Annotated in this window: 18 protein-coding genes and 3 pseudogenes; 11 read left to right on the forward strand and 10 right to left on the reverse strand. The window is 59.3% G+C overall.

Translation table 11 applies throughout. The features are described from left to right. Positions 1-4 precede the first annotated feature (4 nt). The 3 genes from HUG10_RS14470 to HUG10_RS14480 all read right to left on the reverse strand — a co-directional run bounded on the left by HUG10_RS14470 (position 5) and on the right by HUG10_RS14480 (position 3228). Entirely contained in the window at positions 5-475 is a 471-nt protein-coding gene (locus HUG10_RS14470) for a hypothetical protein (RefSeq protein WP_218780600.1), read from the reverse strand. A 7-nt stretch (positions 476-482) separates the two neighbouring features. Next, a complete protein-coding gene (locus HUG10_RS14475) occupies positions 483-1601 on the reverse strand; it encodes a DUF4330 family protein (RefSeq protein WP_179170248.1) in 1119 nt (372 codons plus the stop codon). 1216 nt (positions 1602-2817) lie between these two features. Then, complete coding sequence (locus HUG10_RS14480) at positions 2818-3228, reverse strand: helix-turn-helix transcriptional regulator (RefSeq protein ID WP_179170249.1); 411 nt, start codon at positions 3226-3228, stop codon at positions 2818-2820. A gap of 120 nt (positions 3229-3348) precedes the next feature. Between HUG10_RS14480 and HUG10_RS14485 the strand changes: the two genes are divergently transcribed. Continuing rightward, positions 3349-3927 (forward strand): hypothetical protein, encoded by a 579-nt coding sequence (locus HUG10_RS14485; protein ID WP_179170250.1) that lies wholly within the window; start codon positions 3349-3351, stop codon positions 3925-3927. Between the two features lie 702 nt (positions 3928-4629). Here the strand turns inward: HUG10_RS14485 and HUG10_RS14490 are convergent. Together HUG10_RS14490 and HUG10_RS14495 are read right to left on the reverse strand one after the other, a co-directional pair. Next, positions 4630-5106: a hypothetical protein gene (locus HUG10_RS14490; RefSeq protein ID WP_179170251.1), complete on the reverse strand. Its 477-nt coding sequence runs from the start codon at positions 5104-5106 to the stop codon at positions 4630-4632. Beyond that, positions 5103-5714, reverse strand: coding sequence for a winged helix-turn-helix domain-containing protein (locus tag HUG10_RS14495; RefSeq protein ID WP_246310152.1), 612 nt, complete (start codon positions 5712-5714; stop codon positions 5103-5105). The genes HUG10_RS14490 and HUG10_RS14495 overlap by 4 nt, the downstream gene beginning before the upstream one ends. A gap of 605 nt (positions 5715-6319) precedes the next feature. Between HUG10_RS14495 and HUG10_RS14500 the strand changes: the two genes are divergently transcribed. The 3 genes and pseudogenes from HUG10_RS14500 (at position 6320) to HUG10_RS14510 (ending at position 10014) form a co-directional block, all read left to right on the forward strand. Next, positions 6320-7252, forward strand: coding sequence for a transcription initiation factor IIB (locus HUG10_RS14500; protein ID WP_179170252.1), 933 nt, complete (start codon positions 6320-6322; stop codon positions 7250-7252). A 284-nt stretch (positions 7253-7536) separates the two neighbouring features. After that, the gene (locus HUG10_RS14505) at positions 7537-9018 is read left to right on the forward strand and encodes an oligosaccharide flippase family protein (protein WP_179170253.1); all 1482 of its coding nucleotides are present in this window, start codon (positions 7537-7539) and stop codon (positions 9016-9018) included. Between the two features lie 363 nt (positions 9019-9381). After that, positions 9382-10014, forward strand: a pseudogene (locus tag HUG10_RS14510) (IS6 family transposase). Positions 10015-10021: 7 nt separating this feature from the next. On the opposite strand, the gene HUG10_RS14515 reads toward HUG10_RS14510, so the two are convergent. After that, the gene (locus HUG10_RS14515) at positions 10022-11485 is read right to left on the reverse strand and encodes a sulfatase family protein (RefSeq protein WP_179170254.1); all 1464 of its coding nucleotides are present in this window, start codon (positions 11483-11485) and stop codon (positions 10022-10024) included. A gap of 343 nt (positions 11486-11828) precedes the next feature. Here HUG10_RS14515 and HUG10_RS14520 point away from each other — a divergent pair, with 343 nt between their 5' ends. The 7 genes from HUG10_RS14520 to HUG10_RS14550 all read left to right on the forward strand — a co-directional run bounded on the left by HUG10_RS14520 (position 11829) and on the right by HUG10_RS14550 (position 20312). Continuing rightward, on the forward strand, positions 11829-12356 hold the full coding sequence (locus HUG10_RS14520) for a class I SAM-dependent methyltransferase (RefSeq protein ID WP_179170255.1): 528 nt from the start codon (positions 11829-11831) through the stop codon (positions 12354-12356). Beyond that, positions 12353-13483, forward strand: a complete 1131-nt coding sequence (locus tag HUG10_RS14525) for a glycosyltransferase family 4 protein (RefSeq protein WP_179170256.1) — start codon at positions 12353-12355, stop codon at positions 13481-13483. Before HUG10_RS14520 ends, HUG10_RS14525 begins: the two co-directional genes overlap by 4 nt. 74 nt (positions 13484-13557) lie before the next feature. After that, positions 13558-14970, forward strand: coding sequence for a sulfatase (locus HUG10_RS14530; RefSeq protein ID WP_179170257.1), 1413 nt, complete (start codon positions 13558-13560; stop codon positions 14968-14970). A 7-nt stretch (positions 14971-14977) separates the two neighbouring features. After that, the gene (locus tag HUG10_RS14535; protein ID WP_179170258.1) at positions 14978-16171 is read left to right on the forward strand and encodes a glycosyltransferase family 4 protein; all 1194 of its coding nucleotides are present in this window, start codon (positions 14978-14980) and stop codon (positions 16169-16171) included. Between the two features lie 294 nt (positions 16172-16465). Beyond that, complete coding sequence (locus HUG10_RS14540; RefSeq protein ID WP_179170259.1) at positions 16466-17881, forward strand: O-antigen ligase family protein; 1416 nt, start codon at positions 16466-16468, stop codon at positions 17879-17881. 142 nt (positions 17882-18023) lie between these two features. After that, positions 18024-19064, forward strand: a complete 1041-nt coding sequence (locus HUG10_RS14545; protein WP_179170260.1) for a glycosyltransferase family 4 protein — start codon at positions 18024-18026, stop codon at positions 19062-19064. Between the two features lie 93 nt (positions 19065-19157). Beyond that, positions 19158-20312, forward strand: a complete 1155-nt coding sequence (locus tag HUG10_RS14550) for a glycosyltransferase (RefSeq protein WP_179170261.1) — start codon at positions 19158-19160, stop codon at positions 20310-20312. A gap of 178 nt (positions 20313-20490) precedes the next feature. On the opposite strand, the pseudogene HUG10_RS21825 reads toward HUG10_RS14550, so the two are convergent. From HUG10_RS21825 to HUG10_RS14565, 4 genes and pseudogenes are all read right to left on the reverse strand, one after another. Further along, a pseudogene (locus HUG10_RS21825) lies at positions 20491-20759 on the reverse strand (IS6 family transposase); the annotation flags it as partial. A gap of 144 nt (positions 20760-20903) precedes the next feature. Further along, positions 20904-21185 carry a glycosyltransferase gene (locus HUG10_RS14555; RefSeq protein WP_246310153.1) on the reverse strand — a complete coding sequence of 94 codons (282 nt, stop codon included), beginning with the start codon at positions 21183-21185 and terminating at the stop codon, positions 20904-20906. Between the two features lie 103 nt (positions 21186-21288). Further along, complete coding sequence (locus HUG10_RS14560) at positions 21289-22722, reverse strand: sugar transferase (protein ID WP_179170262.1); 1434 nt, start codon at positions 22720-22722, stop codon at positions 21289-21291. A 152-nt stretch (positions 22723-22874) separates the two neighbouring features. After that, positions 22875-23861, reverse strand: a pseudogene (locus tag HUG10_RS14565) (GDP-mannose 4,6-dehydratase). Positions 23862-23919 lie beyond the last annotated feature (58 nt).

Consider the following 23919-nt stretch of genomic DNA (forward strand, 5'->3'; position numbering starts at 1 on the left):
GTCGCTACTCCTCCTTCTCGTCACGACCCCCGGCTGACCGGGAGTCAGCTTGCTCATCCGAGTCGGTCGCATCGGCAGGCAGTTCGGGCGGTTCGAGGAGCTTCACGAGGAGTCGACCGAACCTCGTGCCAGCGGCTCGTTCACCGAGCGTGACAGAACCGTCGAGTCCGCGCTTGAGTGCCGATTCACGCCAGTACGGCGTCACCCGGTCGACGAGCCGATCGAGCAGTCGGACGATCGGGCCGACCGTCCACGTCTCCCGGAGGTCGATGACGACGACCTCCGGTTCGGGTTCCTTCGTCAGCCACCGATAGCCGGAGGAGTTCCTGACGACCGTCGAGAGCCACCGCGTCGCCCTGCTCGTCCGCGAGTCGTCCCGCAAGGGGGCACGGAGCGTCCGAACGACTCGTGAGCCCTCGAGTACCCGTGTGAGGATGCCGTCGCCGTGGTCGTGCGTCGACGAGGTGTCGGTCATGGTTTGATCACGTAGAGACGACGGTCGCCTCGACGGTGATGCTCCCGAGGTCGAGGACTACGGTGTTCCCCTGCTGGATGGTCCGGCCCTTGAACGTGAGCCCGGTCGACGTCTCGCGGACCGAGAGGTCGGCCGTGACCGTGAGGTCCTGCTTCGTCGGGTGCTCGCGCTCGTAGATGTTCCCGTCGTCGCTGGTGAGCACGACCGTCGCGCTCTCGCGCTCGACGTTCGTGAGGCGGGCGAGCGTCTCCCCGCTCGCCGTCTCGGTCATGCCCGACTGGATGGAGGTGGCGAGTTCCTGCGGGACGTCGGTGAGCCGGAGGGTGACAGTCCGGGTGGCCTCCTCGCCGCGGGGTTCCGTCGCGCCGACGCGTTCGAGCTCGCCAGTGAGCGCGTAGTCGCTCGTCCGGAAGGGAATGGAGGCGTTGGGTCGGAGGATCGTGCCCGCGAACGTCGCACCGTCGCCGGTCTCGCGGGCCTGGAGGGTGAGCCCGAGGAGGACGCGCTTCCGGTCGGGGTTGGCGGTCCCGTAGACGTGGACCGACTCGACCGTTCCGAGGGTGCGCTCGCGGAGGGTGAAGGCGTCGCCCGCCTGGATGCTCGAGGCGGTCTCGGCGTCGACGGTGGTCGAGAGCAGCACCTGGCGTTCCGCGGTCGGGATGGCCTGCCCGTCGCCCAGGGCCGTGATGGTGCCGCTCACCTCGTACGTGTCGGTGACTAGTTCGAGCGTGCGGCCGAGACGTGGGGGTGCGCCGTCGTAGGAGATGGCGTTAGACTGGGTGTCATCGGTGTCCGCGGTCTCCCCCCGGAGTTCGACTCTGAGGAGGGCGTTGGTGCCGTTGGCTCCCTGTTGTGGTTGGATGTGGACGTCGGTGACGGTGAGTTCGGCGGTTCCATCGGGCGAGTAGGTGTCGCCCTCGTTCAGCTGGGCGACGAGGTAGTCCGGCTGGGTGCCCAGATCGAGCGTCGCGTGGGTGGTGGCGAAGTCCGGTTCGGTCGGTTCGGCGTCCGGTTGGAGGACGAAGGCGGCGCCCGCCGTGACGACGGCGAGGACGAGGAGGACGGCGAGGGCGTCGACGACGTTGACGAGGCCGAAGAGGTTGCCCTCGTCGTCTATGAGGGGCATGGTGTTCCACCCGGTTCGGTCATCTTTCGGAACGACCTCGGGGCATGACAAAGGGGTTGCGACTTGTGAATGGGTCTGGTCCGTTACTCACTCGCCAGCACAGACTGTTGTCAAATGGGGGCTCTTTGTGCTCGTGGGCTCTCTCTAATCTCGGCGCGTGTGAATTCCTGGCCACGACTGGATCCATACTCGCATTTGAGGCTGGAGATCCGGCAAAAAGCGATCTCCAGCGTTCTCAATCCATCACTTGCTATCCATAATCGGCCAAATCCTCCGCAAGGGAACACCCCTCCCGTCGTGAGGGGACGAACTAGGAGGGTTTCGCTCAACAGTGCCTACCAGTGGCCTGTTGACTATCCCGGTAATCTTGATCCGACAAGCGTTCTCCGACCTGTTTGGCTGATATGTGCTCAGCGCAGGTCGGTCCAGTTACCTCGTTAGTTTTCCAAACACGGTTGCCTGCATGCGATTTTGGTCACACGGAACGGACATCTCGATCGGACGTGTCGCTTGCATCGTCTGGCGAACAGTCTTGTGATTTTCGTCGCCCAGTCGGGTGTTGTGTGCTCTCCGTGGGGGTTGCTGGTGTAATTACACTCGGCTACTGTTCCTAGCTCGGTCCTCATCCCTGGGAACGTTGCTACTTGCGGGGCGTTCGACCGATTATGGACACCCCATTAGCGGCGCTGTGTTGCTGAGAGCTGTTCTACACCATTCTCGTAGTACTAATCCGAGTTTGGATCTTCTCGTGTTGAGTTCCTCGATTGGGTGAGTTCATCCAGATTCCAATGGATACCGGAAACCCTCCCATGGCATCGCACCTTCTCGCGGGTCACTGGCCTGATGGGTTTCCGCATGTACTAGTACGAACACCGCGTGGGTACCTGGTGGACGATCGCCTGAGAGTCGGTGGCGGCCGGGGCGGTGTTGCTGGCAATGCGACACGCGGAAATCGAGCGCTCGCCGACGCGCGTCTGGGCGGCCGCCAGGGTGGCACGCTGTGCGGTCGGAAATGGCTCCGACCCGTCCGGATGGCCCGGTGGGAAGGGGAGCGAGGCGACCTGCACGGGCCGTGGCGGGTCGGTGCAGAGCGCCGACAACATCCGATCCTCAATCTACCGGTCCCGTCAACCCCGACGAGTAGACGTACTAGCTCCCTAGTCGTGTTGCCGGTGGGCTGGGTGACACCCGTCTGCCAAGTGAACGAATGTGGCTGTCAGCGCTCGGGTCGCGGGGCAGTCTCGTATCGGTTGATGTCCCCCGTCTTCTCCACTCGGTCGTAGATCTGTCGGAGCGTGTCTCGTGCCCGGAGGAGCTTGTGCTCCCCGAGGAACTGCCGACCACTCGCACTGATCCCGTAGAACTTGTACGGCAGATCGTTCTGCCGCCGGTCTTCGGGGAGGAGCACTTCCTCGACGATGCCGGCGTCGACGAGCCGCTGGAGGTGCTGGCGAATCGTCGTCTGGCTCTTGCTCGGGTTGACGTAGTCGAGTTCCTTCAACGTCGGTAGTTCCGACGGGTGCCCGAGGATGTCCTGGAGGAGCGAGAACCGCGTCTCCTGGGTGACGACGTTGAGCCGCTCGCGAACGGACTCCAGGTCGCTTGGCGGGTGATCGGACGTACTCATTATCGCTCTATTCGGGTAGTGTGTGCAAAAGCGTTTCGCTCAAATACGAATCGGTGTAGGGCGATACGGTCGACGATGTGGTCGCCACATTGAAGCAGGGGACGGGAGAATTCCGGCCGAATGAGTGAGGAGTCGGTCACCGTCGACGAACTCGCGGAGAGAGCGCACGAGTATCTCCACGAGGCCTCACTCACGCCAGCGGAGTACGAAGCGCTCAAACAGAGTGTCGCGGAGCTCGCGCCGATTTTCTCGGCTGAGCGTTCGTACTTCGTCCTCGGCAGCTACGGGCGACCCGAAATCCGCCGTCTCCAACTCGTAAAAGACCGCCTCAACCGGCAGCCCGACGCGTACGCGTTTCTGATGGTCGACATTCGGAGCGAGTGGACGAACACCTACCTCAAGTTCCGGCTGCTCGCCGACTACACGGACGTCATCGTGGGTGTTGCCGAACACGGTCAGGGCGGCTTCCTCGTCGAGCAAGGCTACTTCACCGCCCTCGAGACGTATTTCGCGAAGACCCACGTGTTCAAACGCGAATACGACACGGTGGATGCGGACGCGATCGACACGGCCATCGATATCGACAACCCGTATAGCGGAATGCAGACGGCAATCTTCGAGATGCTCGACGATGCTGGCCGTCTCTGTCGGTGGGCGACCGAGGACGACCTCGTCGAGTGTGCCGAGGTCCTCTCGTGAGTAATTCGGATTAACAGTGGATCGAGACGAGTCGGCAACCCACACCCCCACGTTTCCGTCGTTTCTCACGAAGTCATTGTTACCACTGGACGCGGGAACGAGGAGATCTGGAGACGCTCATCCAGCGTAGCCGTTGTTGCTCCGGAAGGGCAGAAGGAGGAGCGCCTCGTACGAATCGTTTCGATCGGCCGGTTGAATGCGATGGCGAACAGGTATTCAGAGACGATGGACAGGCGAACGCCCCCGTGTGCGAATTGACGTCGGATCGACACAGGGATTCGTGCGGGGCGCCGTGGATCGTCGCGCTACTCGCTGGAAAAGAGATTCGCCAAATTGGTGACTATGTTGTGGTGTGGCATCCGCAGCCCGGAGCAGGTCTCGAAAGCCCCCGGCGTCTGCGCTCGCGCGACCCGCGCTGCGCTCCTCGCTCCGCTGCGGTGCTTGCGGGACCGGGCGTCGCGCAGACGCCGGCCCCTTTCAGTCCCACCCGGATCTCCTGTGTCGCCCACTCATGCGGTGTTCGACCCGATGCACAGATCGAATGGATCGCCCAGTTCGCGACCACAGTCGGCGTCGCGTTGACTGCGGCGTTTCGGGAGACTCGAGGAGGTCATCTCGGCCATCGGCACGGGACGGCTATCAATCCACGACTCAGTAGAACTTCCCGTAGGCCACGGACAACGTCGCTCGGTGGCGGCTCACCTATGGTGGGTTCTCCGCGTCGTTGATCCCCTCGAACGTTCCGTGGGTGTAGGCATATCGCCATCGGTGGAGAACCGCTCGTGTGACGAGCGATACCTCGGACACGGTGATGCACGATGGCTCGACCGGGCGGCTGGGGGCGTCCGGCGGCGGATGGAAGTGCCGTGCCGGTGCGTCGGGTTTTGGGTGACGGTCAAATCGAAAATTCCTGTTTCGTTCGTCCGTGTAGTGGATGGCGTAGTTGCTAGTCAGGCTCCACCGCACGTCCACCCGGGCTGTCGATGCGTCTCCGACCCCATCGGAGAGGTCGATCGAGAGCGTCTGTGGGTTCACCGGGTCGTCAAGCGACGCCGTCCCGACCAGTGGTTCCAGCTCCACGACTAAGTCCCGAATCTCGCGCAACGCCCTGGCGTCGATGGGGCCGAACACCTCGGCATGGTCCTGTGGCGTGGGCTGTCCCTCCTCCTCGTCGGTCATCCGACGATGGACGCCCCGTCGGTGCCGTCCTCGTCCGTGTCCGACCCGGTGAGGTGGCCCGAGCGGGTCGCTTCGCCGATCGCGAGCGCCGCTTGTGCGAGCGCCACGTTGCGGCGGGTCGTTTGCCACTCGGTGAGGACCGTGCCGTGGTCGCTATCGGCATCAGCGACGTCCAGCTCACGGGCGAACTCCTCGGGTGACTCGACGCCGTACTCCTCGCGCCACTCCTGGAGTGCTGCTTTCATCTCGGCGATCCGGGATGCGATCTCCTCGGGCGTCCGCTCTGCGAGAAGCGACTGTGCGTGCTCGGTGACGATGGCCGTCTCCGACCGGCGGTAGCGTGTGGTCTGACCGTCTTGGGTAGTCGTGACGTCACCGGCGTCCACGAGCGTCCGCAGGTGCTTTCGCGCCGTGGTCGGCGACACGCGGGCCCGTTCGGCGAGCTGTGCCGTGGATTCGGGATCGTACGTCTGGCGGACGATCTCGTACACACGTTCGAACGGCGTCGTCTCCTCGACCCACTCCTCGACCACGCGGTCGTTTACGTCGTAGCGGTCGGTGCCGCCGTCCGACCGGCCGCGCCGGGAGTGTGGTGTGTCCTTGGTCATGGTACGCTGACCTACGGCTGGTCAGTATAATAATGTACGGAACAGTATATTGGTTTAGAAGGTTGTGTTCGATTGAACTGTCACCGAACGTGATGGCCGGGTAGCTACCTCCTTTGCTCCGGCCCGCCCCGCTCGCCGCTTCCGCCCGGCGCGTCGCTCGTCACCGACCAGTCCGGGCGTGCGGCTCGCTCCTGCGTCGCTCGCCGTTCCGGGCGTCTGGTTTGACGCCAGCGGGTACGCGTGTCGGTTTCTGCGCTCCGGTCGGTGCTCGAAACGCGAGCACGCCTACTCCGCTGGTCGCTCGCGCCGGGCGGGTCGCCGCGCGATGCTGGTTGTATTGTTCTTCCTGAGGCGCGCGCCGCTCGCGCCCCAGGGGGCGCTCGCGAAGGCGCGAGCGGCGCGCGCTGAAGTCGTCGGTCGGTGAGAGAGCCACGGCTGGAGAGTCGTGGTGGTCGGGAAAAGGCGCCGAGTGAGCGCCTTCAGGCACTGCAATGAGTTCTAGAGCAATTATCGGCCAAGAAGCTTCGGATGAATCGAAATCGAACGAACGGATTGACGAGCGGAACGTCGGGTGGCAGCCGACGTGTCCCGAGTGTGCGGGTCGTGTGGTATCGGAGGCAGTCGAAGCGGTGTGCACCGAGTGTGGTCTGGTCGTGTCGGTCGATAATCTGGAGCGTGAGCCGGGACTGAAGGCGCGTGGGCCGGATACGGCTGATCGGACGGGCGAGTGGGCGATCGAACCCACGACGGACCTGCGGGTCGACAAGGGCCTGCACACGACGTTCTTCCTTCAGACGGACGGGAAGGGCAACAAGCTGAATTCCGAACGGATGGACAAGATGGAGCGGCTGCGGCGTCATCACAAGCGGTTCACCATGCCGTCGAAGCGGGACAAGCGCCTGAACGAGGGCTTTCGGGATATCGGGATGCTCGGGGCGAATCTGGCGCTCCCGAGGTACGTCCAGACGGACGCGTCACGGATGCTCAAGGCGGCGAAGCGTGCACGATTACCGGGCGGGCGGATGGCCTGGGAGTCGCTGGCGGCCGGAGCAGTATTGCTGGCGATGCGGCAGGCTGGCATCGAACGCGAGCCGGCGGACGTAGCGCGATACGCGAAGACGGACGAGGAGCGGGCGTGTGCGGCCGCGCGGAAGATTCGAATGCAGACCGAGGTGGAGGCACCACCGGTGCGTGAGCGAGTGGTCGACCGGATCATCGGCGAGTTAGGAACGGTCGGCGTGGACGTGGCGACCGGGCTGGAGCTGCGGCGCCTCGCAGTGCGGTTGCTGGAAATAGCCGATGCGGTGCCAGTCGGGCCAGGGACGACGCGGATGACGGTGGCCGGTGCCGCAGTGTATTCGGCGGATCGGTTGACGGATGGAAAGACGGTAAAGCAAGCGGAGGTCGTGGACGCGGTGGAGACGGTCCTCCCTACGTCGCAGTCGAAGATCGCGAGCTACTCGCAGGCGCTGTACGACGAGGTGGGGCGACGCCCACAGCTGTCGGATGCGACGGGAGGGCTAGTCGGGCCGGCCTGAGCAGGGCAGCTTCCCGGTTTTTTCATGACCACCACGCCACCCCACCTCCCCACCCACCGCTCCGTGCTCGCTTCGCTGCGCGCGCAGCCCCGACCCTGACAGCACGGTGGAGACGAGGCGTTCGGATTCAGCCATAGACACTTCGAACTCGATGCCTCATCCACTAACTTAACGCGACCCCGAAATCGGAATCAAAATGTATACCAGTCCCGTGCCCTGCTCGTAGTGGAACGTTTCAGTTCAGTCTGTTCCTCAGATTGGTGGCGACCCGGAAAATTCAACCGATGAACTGGGCCGACAAGTTCCGAAATATCACGCAGCTCGGAGGCGCTACGCTACTCGCGACAGCCATGACGATGCTCGAAGGAGTTATCGCTGCGAGAGTTCTGGGACCTGCGGTGTTAGGCGCTTGGTTCACCTTCCAAATCGTACTCCGGTACGGCGGTCGTCTCCACTTTGGAGTTCCAAATGCGTTCCGACGACAGCTATCGGTCGACCGGGGTGCCAAAAACGAGTCTCAAATCGGTGAACTCGCAGATGTCGTCGCGACATTCCTCGTTGTCGTCATCATCGTTCAGGTGGCTATTGTAGGCGGCATGGCAATTTGGCCGGGGTTTTCTTCGGAAATTCGAGTCATCGCCCTCTTTGGCATCGTCATCATCGCCAGCCAAACTGCGAAGTCATTCGTGCATCCGTTCAACAACGGCCTCGGGAACTTCGAGGAGAACGCCCTGTTGAAGCTCGTTGGAGCGGCGTCGAGCGTGGTGACGATTGGTCTCACGATACAGTTCTCATTGGTCGGTTTCCTATTCGGGCGCGTTCTACGGGAGGTTGCCCAGTTCGGAATCGGATTTTACCGTATCGGCTATATCCCATCCTTCTCACTCGACACCGGGCGACTCCGACGTCTTCTCCGAATTGGCTTCCTCATAATGCTGGTTTCGTTCTCGTCGCAGGTGTTCAAGACAGTCGACAGGCTCATGATTATCTGGTATTTCCCTTCGAAGAGCCTGGGCTTTTATGGGACCGGAGACACTTTCGCGACGCTCCTCTTGACTGTTTCCAGTGTCGTGACCAACGTCCTGTACACGTCGTTCTCCGAGAAGTACGGTGCCGACCTCTCCTCCGAGCAGTTCAAATCGGAGCTTCTCGGTACGGTAAAAGTCATTTCGTACTTTTTCCCAATCGTGTTCGTCAACATCTATGTCTTCGTTCCGCTCGTCATCCAGATAGTGCTACCCGAGTACCCAGCTAGTGTGCCGGTCGCCAGGGCACTGGCGTTTGGATACATCTTCTTCGCCGGTGCGACGGTCGTTGGGAGCGTCCTCAATAGCTTCAAGAAACAGCGACTCTACATCCTCGTCATTGCGATTGGCATCACCGTCAACGCTGCGTTGAACTACGCCGCCATTCAGCTCGGCGGTGAGTTGATAGGTATCGGGATCGCGACGGCCGGGACGTATTTCGTCTTCTTCCTCCTCCTCTTTGGCGTCGTTATCGCGTTTTTCGATGGCTCTGTTCGCCTGTTCGGTCGAGTGACCGTCCAGTTACTTGTCCCCGCACTCTTCGCGCTCGGGTACGCGCTGCTCGTCTCCGACTACGTGGCTGTCAGGGACTCGGCGATTTCGCTCGACACTGTCTGGACAGCGGTGGTTTTATTTGCTGCTGTTATGCCGTTATCCGTCTCGTTCGGAGTGTTGACGCTACGTGAAGCGGACATTAACCTCTCACAGGTCCATGGGAAAGTGACCCAGTGGGCTTCATAATTGAATGTATGACTAGTCGTCGACCCGGTTCTCAGTCGCGTTCGGATGAGCCTATTCGAAGCTGAGTTACCATTCCGCAATCGGCTCGTACACGCCTGCTTGCCCACGCAGTCCGTGGTAGACGCCAAGTAGTACCGCTTTGAATATCTTTCGATGGCCGTAGCGCAGATGGCTGGCGACCCGCCACAGCACGAAATACGCGTAGTACAGTCTGAACGGCAACAGCTGTGGATGGCGACGTGCTTGCGGGCGAAAATATGTCTGCTTCGATCCGTGTAGTACGAGACGAACGGCGACTTGGCCTCTGTCGGGTTGTATTTAGTTAAGCGTGAAAAGTGAGGCGGGAGGGTTTCTTGCTGATCTATGGCAGAAATTGCCCGCCTCGGCGGTCTTAGCGACTGGATCGACATGGAGTTTGTGGAACGAGAGCGGACACCCGAGCCAGCGATGAAGCTCAGTATTCAATCCCAATTAGCGGGGCTCTCGCTGTCGAATTCCGTCACTTTGCTCGCTGATCTGGGTGTCGAGCGCTCTCGAAAAGCGGTCCATGAATGGGTTCAGAAGGCTAATTTACAGCCTGCCGAAGGTCGACCCCCGAATCACGTCGCGCTCAACGAGACGGCGATTCGGACAATTCCCAGCAATACTGGCTGTACGCTGCCTGCAACTCCGAAACAAACACCCTGCTTCATGGTCGACTCTTTCCGACCACGACGACCTCGGCTACACAAATTTTCCTCGCCTAACTGTGCGAGAAACACTCGGTCAAATCTACTGCGTTTCTGGTCGATGGCGCTCAGCACCTCCAAACTGCACTTTCGATAGCTGGGCTCCGATTTGATCATGAACGACATAAAAATCGGAATAGCGTTAAGCGCATCTTCTGCGAGCTGAAACGCCGAACAGCGTCATTCTCGAACTGCTTCAGTCACATTTCCCTGAAATCGCTGAAACAGGCTTCAAGCGCTCGCTACCTGGCTCAATGAGACTAACTAAACACGACCTACCTGTAACCGAGGTGTTCTAATCGATTCTCTAACTCCGCTTCGTCATACTCGCTAATACTATCATCGGGCGTCGGTTCTATCAGCCCCATTTCGAACTCCTCAAACTGTTCAAGTAGGGCACGCACTTGGGAACAATATTCGTCTCCGTTCAGTAGATTCGCCTTTTCACTAGGGTCGCTGTCGAGATCGTAGAGGGCTTTCGATGGTTCGTGCTTACGCTGACAGTACCTACAGCTGCCATCCCCCTCCAACGTGTTTATTAGTTTCAACGAGTTCTGCCGAATCATCCTCGCGGAACGTGTGTGTCGTTCTTCGGCGAACGCGACGCCGTTTCGGGGGGGCTCAGTAGTGTTCCCTCGCATCAGTGGAACGAGTGACTCTCCCACTCCAGGCAGTTCTTGGATGCCAATCAGTTCGCATATTGTTGGGGCGACGTCTACGTGCTGGACGGTAGCTGATACGGTTGAGTTGGGGATATCAGTACCACCGAATAGTAGCGGGACATGTACAACTGGGTCGTGCAACCCATGATGGTCAAAAAACACACCTTTCTCTGTCATACTCTCGCCGTGGTCCGCGGTGACGACGAGCAGCGTGTCGTCATCCAGACCACGCTGTTCGAGGCCCTCGAATAGGTCGCCAATACAGTCGTCTACGTACTCCACCGCCGCATCGTAGTGTGCTTGTATTTCGCCGATTGTCTCTGGACGCCGCCCGTGGAGCTTTCGTTTGCGGAGACCTTCGCCTGTGATGGTACCCTCAAGCCCGTACTCTTCGAAGACATCTTGGAGCGGTGTCTCGTCGTAGTCGTTCCGTTCCTTGACCGCTTCTACGTAGTTTTCGGGTGGATTATATGGTGTATGCACGTCCCAGTAGTGAAGAAAACAAAAGAACGGATCCTCGTCAACATCGTCAAGTAATTCTAGTGCTGATTTCGTGACACCTTTACCATCGGTGGTATCGGTGACCACATTGAGTACGGCCTCTCGGATATTATTCTGGACATAGGTCGGGAAATAGTCTAAGATGCTCCCCCCCATTGAAATGGCCCAGTCTGGAATCAAACCGCTCATTCCTGTTTTCTTCACGTCATCGTTGTCTACACCATCGACAAATCGATCGAATCCGTCTCGGTGCCAGCGTTTGAGCACCGGTTCAACAGCGATAGTCTGATATCCTTCACTTTTCAGCCGTTCGGCCAGCGAAGGCGCACCATGCCCAAATTGTCGTTCTCGCTCAGTGACGTCCGTTCCATGATGGAGAACACCATGCTCAATTGGATATTGCCCAGTTTGAATAGTCGTAACACAAATATCTGTTGTATTACTGTTCGCGATTGCGTCGGTGAATGTAGTATTTTTACGAGCAAAATGATCCAGAGTGGGAGTCCTTACAGATGATACCCCCACACGATCATATCGAAGAGCGTCAACAACAATGAGGACGACATTCGTAGCCACTACTGCACGTATACTTTTGGGTGTAAAGGAAATTTCGGATTGGATTCTCCGTGTTCGGGTTTTTACATCGTATTCAGGCTGGCTAACGAACTCTTGAATAGACTCGAGGTCGGTTTGTTATACAATGTAAAATGTTTTTACACGCTTCCTATCGATAAAGGCACGGTGAATCTACTACGGGGTGTAGTTGCCGCGTACCGAAACGGGGCGTTCATTCTGGGCACAAAACGTCGAGTTTATGATCATTGATTATCAGACTGCGTTTGGAGATATTGTTGAAATCAACGGCCAGTTGATGGAGACATCCGGTCACTGGCCCCGTCCGTGCACTCATCTCCCTGGTGTGTGGCACGAAGAGCCAGCGTTCTCGACGTTTATCGAGGACGTCGAGACGGGGATGACCGTCGCGGTTTTGGGCGCTGGCAGTGGGTGGTTCACGCTGTACGCATGCGGTCGGATGCGATCGACGGGGTCGGTCACAGCGTTCGAAGCGGACCCAGCCCACGTCCGGAGCCTAAAGCGAAACATTCAGCGCAATGGCTTCAGTAATGTGTGTATCATCCAGACGCGCCTAGACGGGGACACGTCGGTGGACGACTACTGTGACGAAGTCGACTTCGCCGTCATCAATGTCGAGGGTGTGGAACTGACGGCACTCAAGGGATTGACGGGGGTTCGGGACGAATCACACACCCTGCAGGTGCTGTGTGAGGTCCATCCATCCATCATCCCTGACGAGACCCTGCAGGAACTCTACAACTGTTTCGATGCGTACGGGTTCGAGATAGACTGCGCGCCCCTGGGTGGGTCGTTCGAGCACGACCCCGAAGAAGTCCAGAACGAACTCCATCAGGTCTACGCGCGGCGATGAGCCCAGGCCCCCCCACCGTCCTCCACGTCGGTCACCATCCCCAGCCCGGCGGTGGCTTCGTCGACTTAGTGACCAGAGTCGAGGGGCGTGAGTCGTTTTCCCCTGACGCCACCAACGTCGTCGCGCTACTGGACTCGGCACCCGCCTGTGTCGACCGCGCTCGCGAGCGTCTCTCCGCCCCCATCGAGCCGATAGTCGGGTTCGGAGCCGGCCCGGTATCGCCCGGCGACCTGGCGGCGGCGCTGCCACGGGCTGGCGGTGTCCGCCGACTCTATGGACTCTGCAAGCGATACGACGTGGACCTGCTTCACGCGAATGATTTCAGAGCCGGTGTCGTCGCCAGCATCGTGGCGATACTGATCGGATGCCCGTTTGTTCAGCATGTCCACCACACGGCGTCCCATCGCAACCATCCGTGGCTCCGACAGTGTCTGTTCCGGGCGGCCGACACGACGATACACGTCTCGGAGTACACCCGGCGCGAGCTGGCCGACGGCGACGCCGACCACGTGGTCGTTCGAAGCCCAATCGACGTCACCGACTTCCGGAGCCGTTCGGCCGACCCCGACGCACTGGCCGAAACCTACGTCCGCCACGGTCGACCGACCGTCGCGCTAATCGGTCGCCTCGCCCCGAACAAGGGCCACAAGCCGTTCATTCGGACCGCGACAGAGGTGGATGCGAACTTCCTCGTGGTGGGCAGTGGCGATGACACAGCCCGGTCCGAGCTTGAGTCGCTGGTCGAAGGCCTCGGGGTCAGCGACCGGGTGACATTCACCGGATTCTGGGAGAAAGTCGTCGACGTCTACGCACTGGCTGACGTCGTTGTCGTTCCTTCCCACGATGAGAACCTCCCGAAGGTTATCCAAGAGGCACTCGCCTGGAAAGTCCCGGTCGTGGCATCCCGCTCCGGTGGGATTCCGGAACTGGTCGCGGACGAACGGACGGGGCTGCTTGTCAACCCGGACGACGACGGCACTGGTCTCGCCACCGCCATCGAGCGGTTGCTTGCCGACGAAGCATTCGCGGAGACGCTAGCGACGGCCGGACACGACCAGCTCCGCTCTGAGTTCGATATCGCTGTCGTTTCCGAGCGGCTGGAGGACGTCTACGAGACAGTCGTCTAAACCGCTTAGCGCCGTCCTGCCATACGTTTGCGAAGCCGACAGATTAATCGGTTCCTACAAACCCACTACGACCAATGAGGAAGCCGAACATCCTCGTCGTCGTCATGGACACGACGAGGGCCGACCACCTCTCCTGTTACGGCTACGGTCGGGAGACGACGCCAAACCTCGACAGGTTCGCCGACGAGGGAACGCGGTTCGAGAACGCCATCTCGCCGGCTGCGTGGACGCTTCCGGCTCATATGTCTCTCTTCTCGGGGCTGTTACCGAGCGAGCACGGCGTCCTCCATGGCGAATACTCTCAGCGGGACGGTGTGACGATGTTTCCCGAACAACTCTCGGAGGCGGGCTACCGGACGGCCGCATTCTCGAACAACCCGTGGGTATCCGCGAGCTACGGGTTCGACAGAGGCATCGACCATTTCGTCGACGTCTACCGCGAGCACGTCCACAAGTACAAATCGGGTGTCGGGCAGATGCTGACCAAGCTGAAGAAGGCCCTCCTGCTCTCTGACACCGGTGCTGCGTCAACGAACCGCGAACTGCAGACGTGGCTCAAGGCGGGCGACGACGAAACGCCGTTTTTCGCCTTCCTGAACTACATGGAGCCCCATCAGGTATACACGCCACGGCGACCGTACCACCGGAAATATCTGGACGGCGGCCCGCTGACGCCGTACCGGGAAGTTTTCAAGAACCGGAATATCCACCGGGACCGCGGGAAGATATTCTCGGGCGAGCGGGAACTGACCTCCGAGGAGGTCGACTCGATGGAAGCGCTGTACGACGGGGAATTGTCGTATCTTGACGCCAAACTCGGTGAGCTGTTCGAGTGGATGCAATCCGAGGGCCTGTACGAAGATACGTTCATACTCGTCGTCGGGGACCACGGCGAAGAGTTCTGTGAACACGAGCCGCTGGGACACCAGATTGTCGACCACCACTTCGCGCTTTACGACAGCATCGTTCGGATCCCGATGATGGCCCGGCTTCCGGGCGTGTTCAAGGCCGACACCGTCGACGCACCGGTCCAGTTGACGGACCTCCCACCGACACTCTCGGATTTGATCGAGGACCCGGCTGTCGACCTGACGGGGGGGATGAGCGCCCAGTCGCTCTGCGAGCCCGACCCCGACCGGATCGCGCTGTCGGAGTACCGCACGCCACCACCGCAGATTGCGTCGCTCAGTGAGCACGCGCCATCGTTCGACTGGTCCCAGTACGAGGTCGACCTGCGGATGGCACGCTCCAGGACACAGAAACTCGTCCATTACTGCTCCCGCGGGAGGGAAGAACTGTACGACCTCGTCGCGGACCCCGGCGAACAACGCGACGTTCGAGGAAGCGACACGCCCGACGAGCGCCTGAAGGACGCGCTTGCGGCGTGGGACGACGCGCTTGGGTCGCCGGCCAGCAACGGGGGCGTCGGGCCCGGGCAGCAGGACAGCGACGTGCAGGAGCATCTGAAAGACTTGGGGTATCTATGACTGCTTCGTGGACACCGACGGCCGCCGTCAAGCGGGGACAGCACCGATGAACGTCCTGTTTTACACCGTCGACTATAAGCCCTTGTCGGGTGGTATCGCCGAACACACCCACCAGTTAGCGAGCTACTTCGACCGGTCGGGCGACGACGTCATCGTCGTTGCACCGGCGATGGACGGCAGCGATGCGTTCGATTCGGAGCAGCCGTTTCCGGTCTACCGGGTTCCGTCGTATCCAGTCGTCGGCCACCTGCTGCTGTTTGCGATGCTGCTCTACGCCGTCTGGAAACACGGTATCGACTGGGTGTACTGTCCGATGTGGTTCCCAACGGGGGCGATTGCGGTGCTGTCGAGCTACGTTCTCGGTGTAAAGACGGCCATCGCCGTTCATGCGCACGAAGTGGTCTACGAGAAGACGACCGTTCGGAAGCGACTTGGGTCACGCCTCCGACACGTCCAGGCCACTCTCCTGGAGATGGCGTCTGTCGTGATAGCGGTCAGTTCGTACACGAAAGCACGAGTCGTCGACATAGGCGTCGACCCGAATCACGTCCGGGTCGTCAACAACGGGGTGAACCCTGAGCGCTTCGAGACGACGGACACGCATCCGGTTGCAGTGCGAACTGACGGCCCCATCCTCCTCACCGTCGCCCGCCTCGACCCGCGGAAGGGCCACGATACGATACTGGAGGCACTCCCGTCGCTACTCGACAGCTATCCATCCTTGACGTACGTTGTCGCCGGTGACGGTCAGCAGCGCACGGACCTCGAATCGCTCGCAGCGACCATCGGCGTCGACGACGCGGTTGAGTTTCTCGGGTACGTCCCGGACGATGACCTGCCCTCTCTATACAACGCCGCTGACGTGTTCGCGATGCCGAACCGACGCGAGCGGACGAGCGTTGAGGGGTTCGGTATCGTCTTCCTCGAAGCGAACGCGACGGGCACCCCCGTCGTCGGGGGACGACACGGCGGCGTGACTGACGCCATCGTAGACGGCGAGACGGGATATCTCGTTGACCCGACCGATCCGGATGCGGTCGCCGACGCTATCGGCCGGTTGCTCACTGACGACGACCTGCGACGGTCACTCGGCGAGGCTGGCCGTGAGCGTGTTATGGATTCGTACACGTGGGACGACGTGGGGTCGCAACTCCATTCAATACTTACTTCAGGTCTAGAACAGCATCTCACGCACGAATGAACGTTCTCTTCTATGTCTTTGACAGTCTCCGCCCAGATCACCTGAGTTCGTATGGCTACGACCGGGAGACGTCGCCTGCTATTGATGCTACTGTCGAATATGGACTAACAATTGGCTGTATTAGATTCATATACTCCCACGCTCACAGGCGCAAGGATGCCGTTGAATCGACGGGCCTTAACAAACTCTGCGATTCAGAACTATGCCTAGCGTTACCTGACGGAATGAACGGGCTGTTTGTCAGACAGTCAATCATAAGACAATTGGCAAATCTAACCAATAAGCCTGCTCATTGTGGTTGTCGATACGCATCAGCGCGATCGTTTTAAAATGCCTCCTCAAATTCATACAGCTCAGGAAAAGTTGGCAAGTGCTGCCCTATTTGCTGTCTTAGCTATCTTGCTGGTCGCGCTCCATCGAGCTCATATTTCTGTAGTTTTCGCGATTACGTTGCTTTCGCTTTTGATTTCTTTCTACCGTCCGGTGGCCTTAATTTATTTTCTGGCCGCCTTGACGCTTTTCGCTCCGGAGTTACCCGTAGGTCCTGGCGTCAGTCTGAACGTATTTTTGTTGTCCGGGTTGTGCTTAGCTATCATCGGACGGATGGCGCTCTCGGGGACGTGGACGCTACCTGATCCAAAGTACATAACCGTTGTGATCTTGTTCAGCATAGCCGGTATCCTTTCACTCCTCAAAGCGCTCCTGTACTTTGATGTCCCGACAGTCGTGATGGGCGCACTGTATCTGGCCCAGTGGTCTTTGTACCTCACATTTCCAGCTTTGATGACAGTGTATCTTAGAAAGAATACGAAGCAACAAATAAATGTGATGTCCTTCTTATTAGTTGTTTCTGCTGTAATGGCTCTGTATCTGTTCGCATTGTTCCTTTTGGATATCCGCCCCACTGAGACCACCATTCGCATTGCTGGGCATCGACCACTTGTCGCATTCTGGCAGCAAAGTCAGCTCGCTGTTGGAATGTTTACATCTCTGACATCAATCGTGTCGTTCAGCATCGCCATAAAACATCCTCGTGAGCGAGTCACTGGTTCGCTCTTTACCCTGTCTGCGCTGTGTGGATTCCTCACATTAGCCACACTCGCGCGGTCTGCGATTCTTGGACTCGTCATCGGTATATTCATCGTCGTGTTGCTTGAATATCGGTGGAAAACGCTGTTCGTAGTTGCGATAACTGTTCCAGTTGGAATAATTATAGCACCCGAATGGCTTCTCATTCGGTTCACGCGTTCAACGTTCTTCTGGCGGGAGGTCCCTGCACTTGGCATTAAGATTCCGATCGGGACACTCTGGAAACGGGTGAACGGTTGGGTCAAATTGAGTACCGTGTTTGTACACAATCCTCTCTTCGGTATCGGGTTCTCTTTGAGTCAGGAACGAATGGCGCAACTGTTCAGTAATCATATCAGCCCTGACAACCAGTACGTTGCACTCCTCGTAGAGACGGGAATTGTCGGATTCATGATCTTTTGCATGTGGGTTCGACTAGTGTACTGGCGTCTTTTCGAAGCGTACAGAGAGTCAACGTTCGAGATGAGCGGGCTCGCACTCGGCATGATAGGTGCCTTTACAGCCTTCCTCGTTTGGGGATTCTTCCAGGAATTCTACGCGCGCTGGCGGGTCCTGGGACCGCTGTTTACTTATTTCGGGCTGATATACGCTGCCCATGACCGGTCCACCGGTGAGGGATAAAACTAATCGACGGCGGCGAATCCTCTATGTTGATCACTTCCCAGAAATTGGCGGTGGACAAGTCAGTCTCCTAACGCGCCTCGACCAACTCGATACGTCCACCTGGCACCCAATCGTCGCCGTTTCCACCTCGGATGGCGACATGCGTGACGAGCTCGCGAGGCGAGACGTGGATGTCGTTACTGTCCCGTACAACCGCGGCGACATCCGAAATAAAAACGAAAAGGGAATACTGACACGGCCGGCAGAGATTGCCGCGAATATACCGACCGTTGTCGATGCAACTCGGTCGCTGTATGAATTAATCCGCGACAGAAACATCGATATCGTCCACACGAACAGTTTCAAGAGCGCTGTGCTCGTCTCATTCCCGGCGCGTATCACAGGAACTCCACTCCTCTTTCACGCACGGTCGAGCCGTGCATACTCCGACCACGGTATCCTCGACAGGTATGTGTGTGAGAGTGCGGACCGTATTATCGCCAATTCCGAGTTCACCGCGAGCACGTACTCGCCGTGGAGCGAAAAGACGACCGTAATCTACAACGGCGTGAATACCGATGTGTTCGACCCGGCAGAGGTCACTCCTAGAGATATCATAGCCGAGCACGATTTACGAAACGACCAGCCCGTTATCGGGACTGTCGGACGACTGACTCCTAGAAAACGACAGATAGACCTTGTGCGAGCGCTCCCCGAAATACAGAAGTCACATCCAGACGTTCAGGTTCTGTTTGTCGGTGGGAGCTACAAAGGACTCGGAACTGCACACGAACGCGAGATAGCGGCGACGATGCGCGAACTTGGCGTCGAAGACTGTATCACTTTTACTGGATATGTCGACGATGTACACCGCTACTTGGCTGCGTTCGATGTCTCCGTCTTACCGTCGCTAAAAGAGCCGTTTGGCCGAGTCGTGGTCGAGTCACTTCTTATGGAGACGCCGGTCGTTGGCACAGCTGACGGTGGGATTCCGGAGATCGTCACGCACGGAGAAACGGGCTACCTCGTCCCACCTGAGGAACCGCGGGTAATCGCCGATTCAGTAACACGGCTACTCGACAATCCCTCGAGGATGACCGAATTCGGACAACGGGGGCGGGAGGAGTCGCTCGAACGGTTCGATGCTGCGACGATTACGGAACAGGAACAGGCGGTATATCACGACGTACTTGCTCTATGAGAGAGCAACGTGTCCGGTTTGTTGGTTCTCTTCAACCGGCTCAAATGGGCTGGTACGGCTACGTGAGGGGACGACACAGGCGAGAGAGCTAGTATGACGGGCCACAACTCCAAGTCGACCAATGAAACGACGGTAGATTGGAACATTGTCAGTGTCAACAAACTCTACTATCCGCAAATCGGCGGTGTCGAGAGCGTCGTCCGCGCGATTAGTGAGGGAATGGCCGACCGAGGGCATCGTGTGAACGTGGTCGCCTCTGTTCCGCGTGGTTGGGGGAACCGAGAGCGACACAATGGCGTCACGGTTCGCAAGACCGGAAGTTTCGGCGTCGTGAAATCTGTCCCGATAGCGCCAGGGTTCCCGAAGCAGCTCCGGGACGCCGCTCGAACGGCAGACATTCTTCACCATCATCTCCCGAATCCACTGGGACCGGTCTCGGATCTGTTCGTCTCGACGGGGGACGCCCAAACGGTCGTGACATACCACAGTGACATCGTCCGACAGAAGCTCGCTCTCAAGGCGTACAAACCCGTTCTAAAGAGGTTCCTGGCAGCGGCCGACCGTATCGTCGTTACGTCGCCGCGACTTCGCGACAATTCCGAATTGCTCTCGGCACACACCGAGAAATGTGACGTCGTCCCTCTCTCTGTCCCCCTCGACGAATACGGGACCTACGATGGATCGGCGTACGATATCCCGATTGACAAAGACACTGAGACCGTCCTGTTCGTGGGACGTCTGAACTACTACAAGGGAGTGACGCACCTTCTGAACGCGATGGCTGACGTAGATGCGAACCTCCTCATCGTCGGTGACGGGGATCGCCGAACTGCCCTAGAACGGCAGGTGACGGAACTGGGTCTTGAGGACTCGGTCACGTTTCTCGGGCACGTCGACGACGAACTGCTCCACTACTGTTACTCTGTCGCCGATATGTTTGTGTTGCCATCCGTCGAGGCAAGCGAGGCATTCGGCATCGTCCAGCTGGAGGCGATGGCGTACGAACTCCCGGTCGTCAACACCGACCTCCCGACCGGTGTTCCATGGGTCAGTGTCGATGGACAGACGGGACGGACAGTCCAGCCAAGGGATTCGAAAGCGTTGGCTGCTGCCATACAGACACTACTCGACAATCCGGAGAGACGGCGCCAATACGGGAAAAACGCACGGCAGCGGGTTGAGGAGCAGTTCAGTCGTGCGACAATGCTGGACTCGATGGCGGCAGTCTACGACTCGGTTCTCAATTAAATATCGAGGGCTGGGCTCCAATTTACTGTTCGGAGTATCCAAACGTGTAACTCGGCCCATTTCCGGTATGACCTAACGAATCCTCCTCTACCTTTCCGGAGGTCTTCTCTTACAGAGACACATCCGACACCGAGTGAACTTAGTTTGAAGCAATATAACAGCGAGCGAAACTCCGCAATCAGTTTTCGGCGGCTTCCGGTTCGGTGTGGTTGAAGCCGTTCGGGAACAACGAGGTTCGGCGCTTTAGCTATTGAAGGCTCTTTTCGACAGCGTTCCAATTTCCGTAGCGACGCGTCTGAAAATCAGAATCAGCTCGGGAAAGTGTAGTTTGGAGGAAATTCGCGCCATCAACGAGAAACACAGCAGTTTCGATATTGTGCTTTTGCCGAAGTTCCAAAGAAAGATTACGGTGCAAGCAGTCGTAATCGTCGAAAACAACCGAACGTAAATAGGATTCTTTTTCGAAGTTGACCATAAGCGTTTCATGTTCGAAAGTCTTTCCTCCAAGTCGAATAGAACTGTCACAAGATCCACACAACGATTCTCACCTGGTTTCATTGTCACAGTAATTGAAGTAAATTTGCAATTACCTTAAATTACAATTGTATTTGTCACGTGTATTGTTATCACAAACGTCTCACTGAATACCTGCTTCAGTGCGGCGAGGTTCGTCGAGGAGTACAGGTGCGAGTGTGCGTGGATCGCGTCGAAGTCGTCCGCACTTCGGAGGTACGACGCCACATCCAGCGACATTTCGTTCCCAAGGGCACTCACCGTCGTCTGATAGCGAGCGACGGTGTATCCGTCACGTTCCTCGACGTGCGGATGGTCGTCCTCCGTCCGTAACGTCAGCACTGTCACGTCGTGCCCCATCGCCGCCTAGTCCCGACTCATCGCGTGGACGTGGTACGCCCCCCACCCGTCACCTCGGAATACAGCTTCTGGGGGCCCGGTGGCTGCGCATCCTGGGAAAGACTCATCCACGCCGACCAAACACGGCGTCGGTCGCGTTCGCGAACAGCTTCCACAACTGCCGGACGACCATCTTCACGTCGAACCAGAACGACTGGCGCCGCACGTACTCAAGATCGTACCGAATCTTCTCACTGGGCTCTGCCCCAGTCACGTGGTTCACCTGTGCCAGGCCCGTCAACCCCGGCTTCACGAACCACCGCTTCTGCCAATTCACAGTTCCAGTCCGAATGTCCGTATCTAGCTCCGGCCGCTCAGGACGCGGCCCAACGACGCTCATGTCGCCTTTTAGCACCGACAACAGTTGCGGTATCTCGTCCAGATGTGTCTGCCGCAGCACTCGTCCCACCGACGTCACACGTTGATCAACACCGCCGGCGTCCTCTTCACTGATCGTCGCACCCGTCTCTCCTTCCGCGTCCTCGACCATCGACCGGAACTTGTACACGTCGAACGTCTCCCCGAACACGGCCGTCCGTTCCTGCTGGTACAACACGGACCCCCCATCGTCCAACTTGATCGCCACCGCAATCCCCACGATAACGGGAGCTAACACGACCAACCCAATCACCGAGAACACCACGTCGAACACCCGTTTCGCGATGTAGTCCTGCACGTCCCACGGCTCGACCTCCACGTCCAGCAGCGTCCCCACGCCCTCCCCCGAGGTCAACACCGAGTCAGCGTGGTCGCGGTGCACCTTCGCCGCGACGCCGTGCTCGTAACAGGCATCCAGCGCCCCGAAGAACTCCGCTCTATCTGCGTGCTCGAACGCCAGTATGACCGTGTTGATGTCGTACTCGACCAGAATGTCCTCGATGCGGGACAGCCCACCCAGCCGGTCCAGGCCAACATGCGTGTGCCCACCGTCGGCCATCGCCGGAATCCGCCCGTCGTCGCCGACGTCGACCCGGAACGCGCTCGTCGGACAGAGGTAGCCCAGCAGCGGAATCTCCACCTCGCGTGCGACCTCCCCGATCAGGTCCGGGTCGTCCCCGACCACGATCGCCCGCTCGTGCCCCTCGGTCGGCCGCCGTCGGATCCAGGCGAACCACGCCGGCAACGCGACGAACAGCATCGGCGTCACCAGCAGCACGGTCAGTCGCGGCAGCCGGTAGGTCCAGTCGAAGTAGCCGATCGTCGCCAGCGCGAACATCGCCACGAGCACGCGCTTCTGGGCGAGCGCGACCGTGTCGAGGATGCGCCGCGGCCGTGGCTTGTACAGCGGGAGGAACGCCCCGACGAACACCGCGACCGTGGCCAGCACCTCGATCGTGAACTCGGCCGTCCCCGCTGGCTCGGACGAGAGTCGTGAGAGGACGGGCACTGCCGCCGCCGCAGTCTGGACGCTCGCGTTGTTGACGAGCGAGACCGTGATCGCCGAGAGCAGGGCTACGCCGAGGACGCCCAGCAGTCGGTACCGCCAGCCCGCATTCATCGTCAAATTAGTGTTGCATGAGCGGGGTTAAGTCCTGCGTACTACTTATCAACAAGCGGAACAAGAATTGAAAACCAAACTAAGTTTGTTCGGCCCCTAAACGAGGACCCTTCGAACGCGGGACCGACGAACACTCTCGGTCGGACGACGGCTCAGGATGACCGGACGAGCGGCTCGTACCAGTCGCGGTTCGCCCGATACCAGTCGATGAACTGCTCGACGCCGCTCCGGATGTCGGTCGACGGTTCGTACCCGAATCGCTCCCGCGCCTTGCTCGCGTCGGCGGTGGTGTGCCTGGTATCGGCTTCCCGCGCCTCCTCATAGACGAGGTCCAGGTCGGGTGCGAGTTGGTCGCGGATCTCCTCCGCGAGCTCCGTGATCGTGATCGTGTCCGTGCTTCCGATGTTGACTGCCTCGCCGTCCACCGCGTCCGAGGTCAGCAACGTCCGGTTCGCGTCGACCACGTCGCCCACGAACGTGAAGTCCCGCGTTTGCTCGCCATAGCCGTAGATGACCGGCGGCTCGTCGTTGAGACTCCGCGAGACGAAGTTGGAGATTGCCATGTTCGGGCGCATCCGCGGCCCGTAGACCGTGAAGTACCGCAGACAGACCGTCGAGGGGTCGTGGAGTTCGTGATACACCCGCGCGTAGTGTTCTTACGTGAGTTTCGTGACGCCGTACGGACTCACCGGCTGTGTCGGGTGATCCTCGTCGTACGGAAGGGACTCCGGCTTGCCGTACACCGACGAGGAACTCGCGATAATCACCCGATTGACGTCGGCGTCGACGCTCGACTGCAGGACGTTCACCGTCCCGTCGACGTTGATCTCGGTCACCTTCCGCGGTTCGTCCACGCTCGTGCGGACGCCGGCCTGTGCGGCCTGTTGCACGACAGCGTCCATCCCCGAGACGACCTCGTCGACGAGGTCGGCGTCGCGAACGTCTCCCTCGACCAGTCGATAGCTTCCGTCACTCTCCGACGCGACATCGCGGCACTGCTCGACCGTGTGGCGCTTGATGCCGACGTCGTAGAACGGTTCGAAGTTGTCGAGGACGGTGACGTCGTGGCCGTCTCCCACGAACGCCTCGGCCAGGTGGCCGCCGATGAACCCCGCGCCGCCGGTCACGAGAATCTTCATACCCGATACCGAATGAGTCGGTCGGTAAGCGCTTCGATATCGTCACGCCAATAGCGAA

Origin of the sequence: Halorarum halophilum (assembly GCF_013401515.1) — an archaeon.
Taxonomy (GTDB): Archaea; Halobacteriota; Halobacteria; order Halobacteriales; family Haloferacaceae; genus Halorarum; species Halorarum halophilum.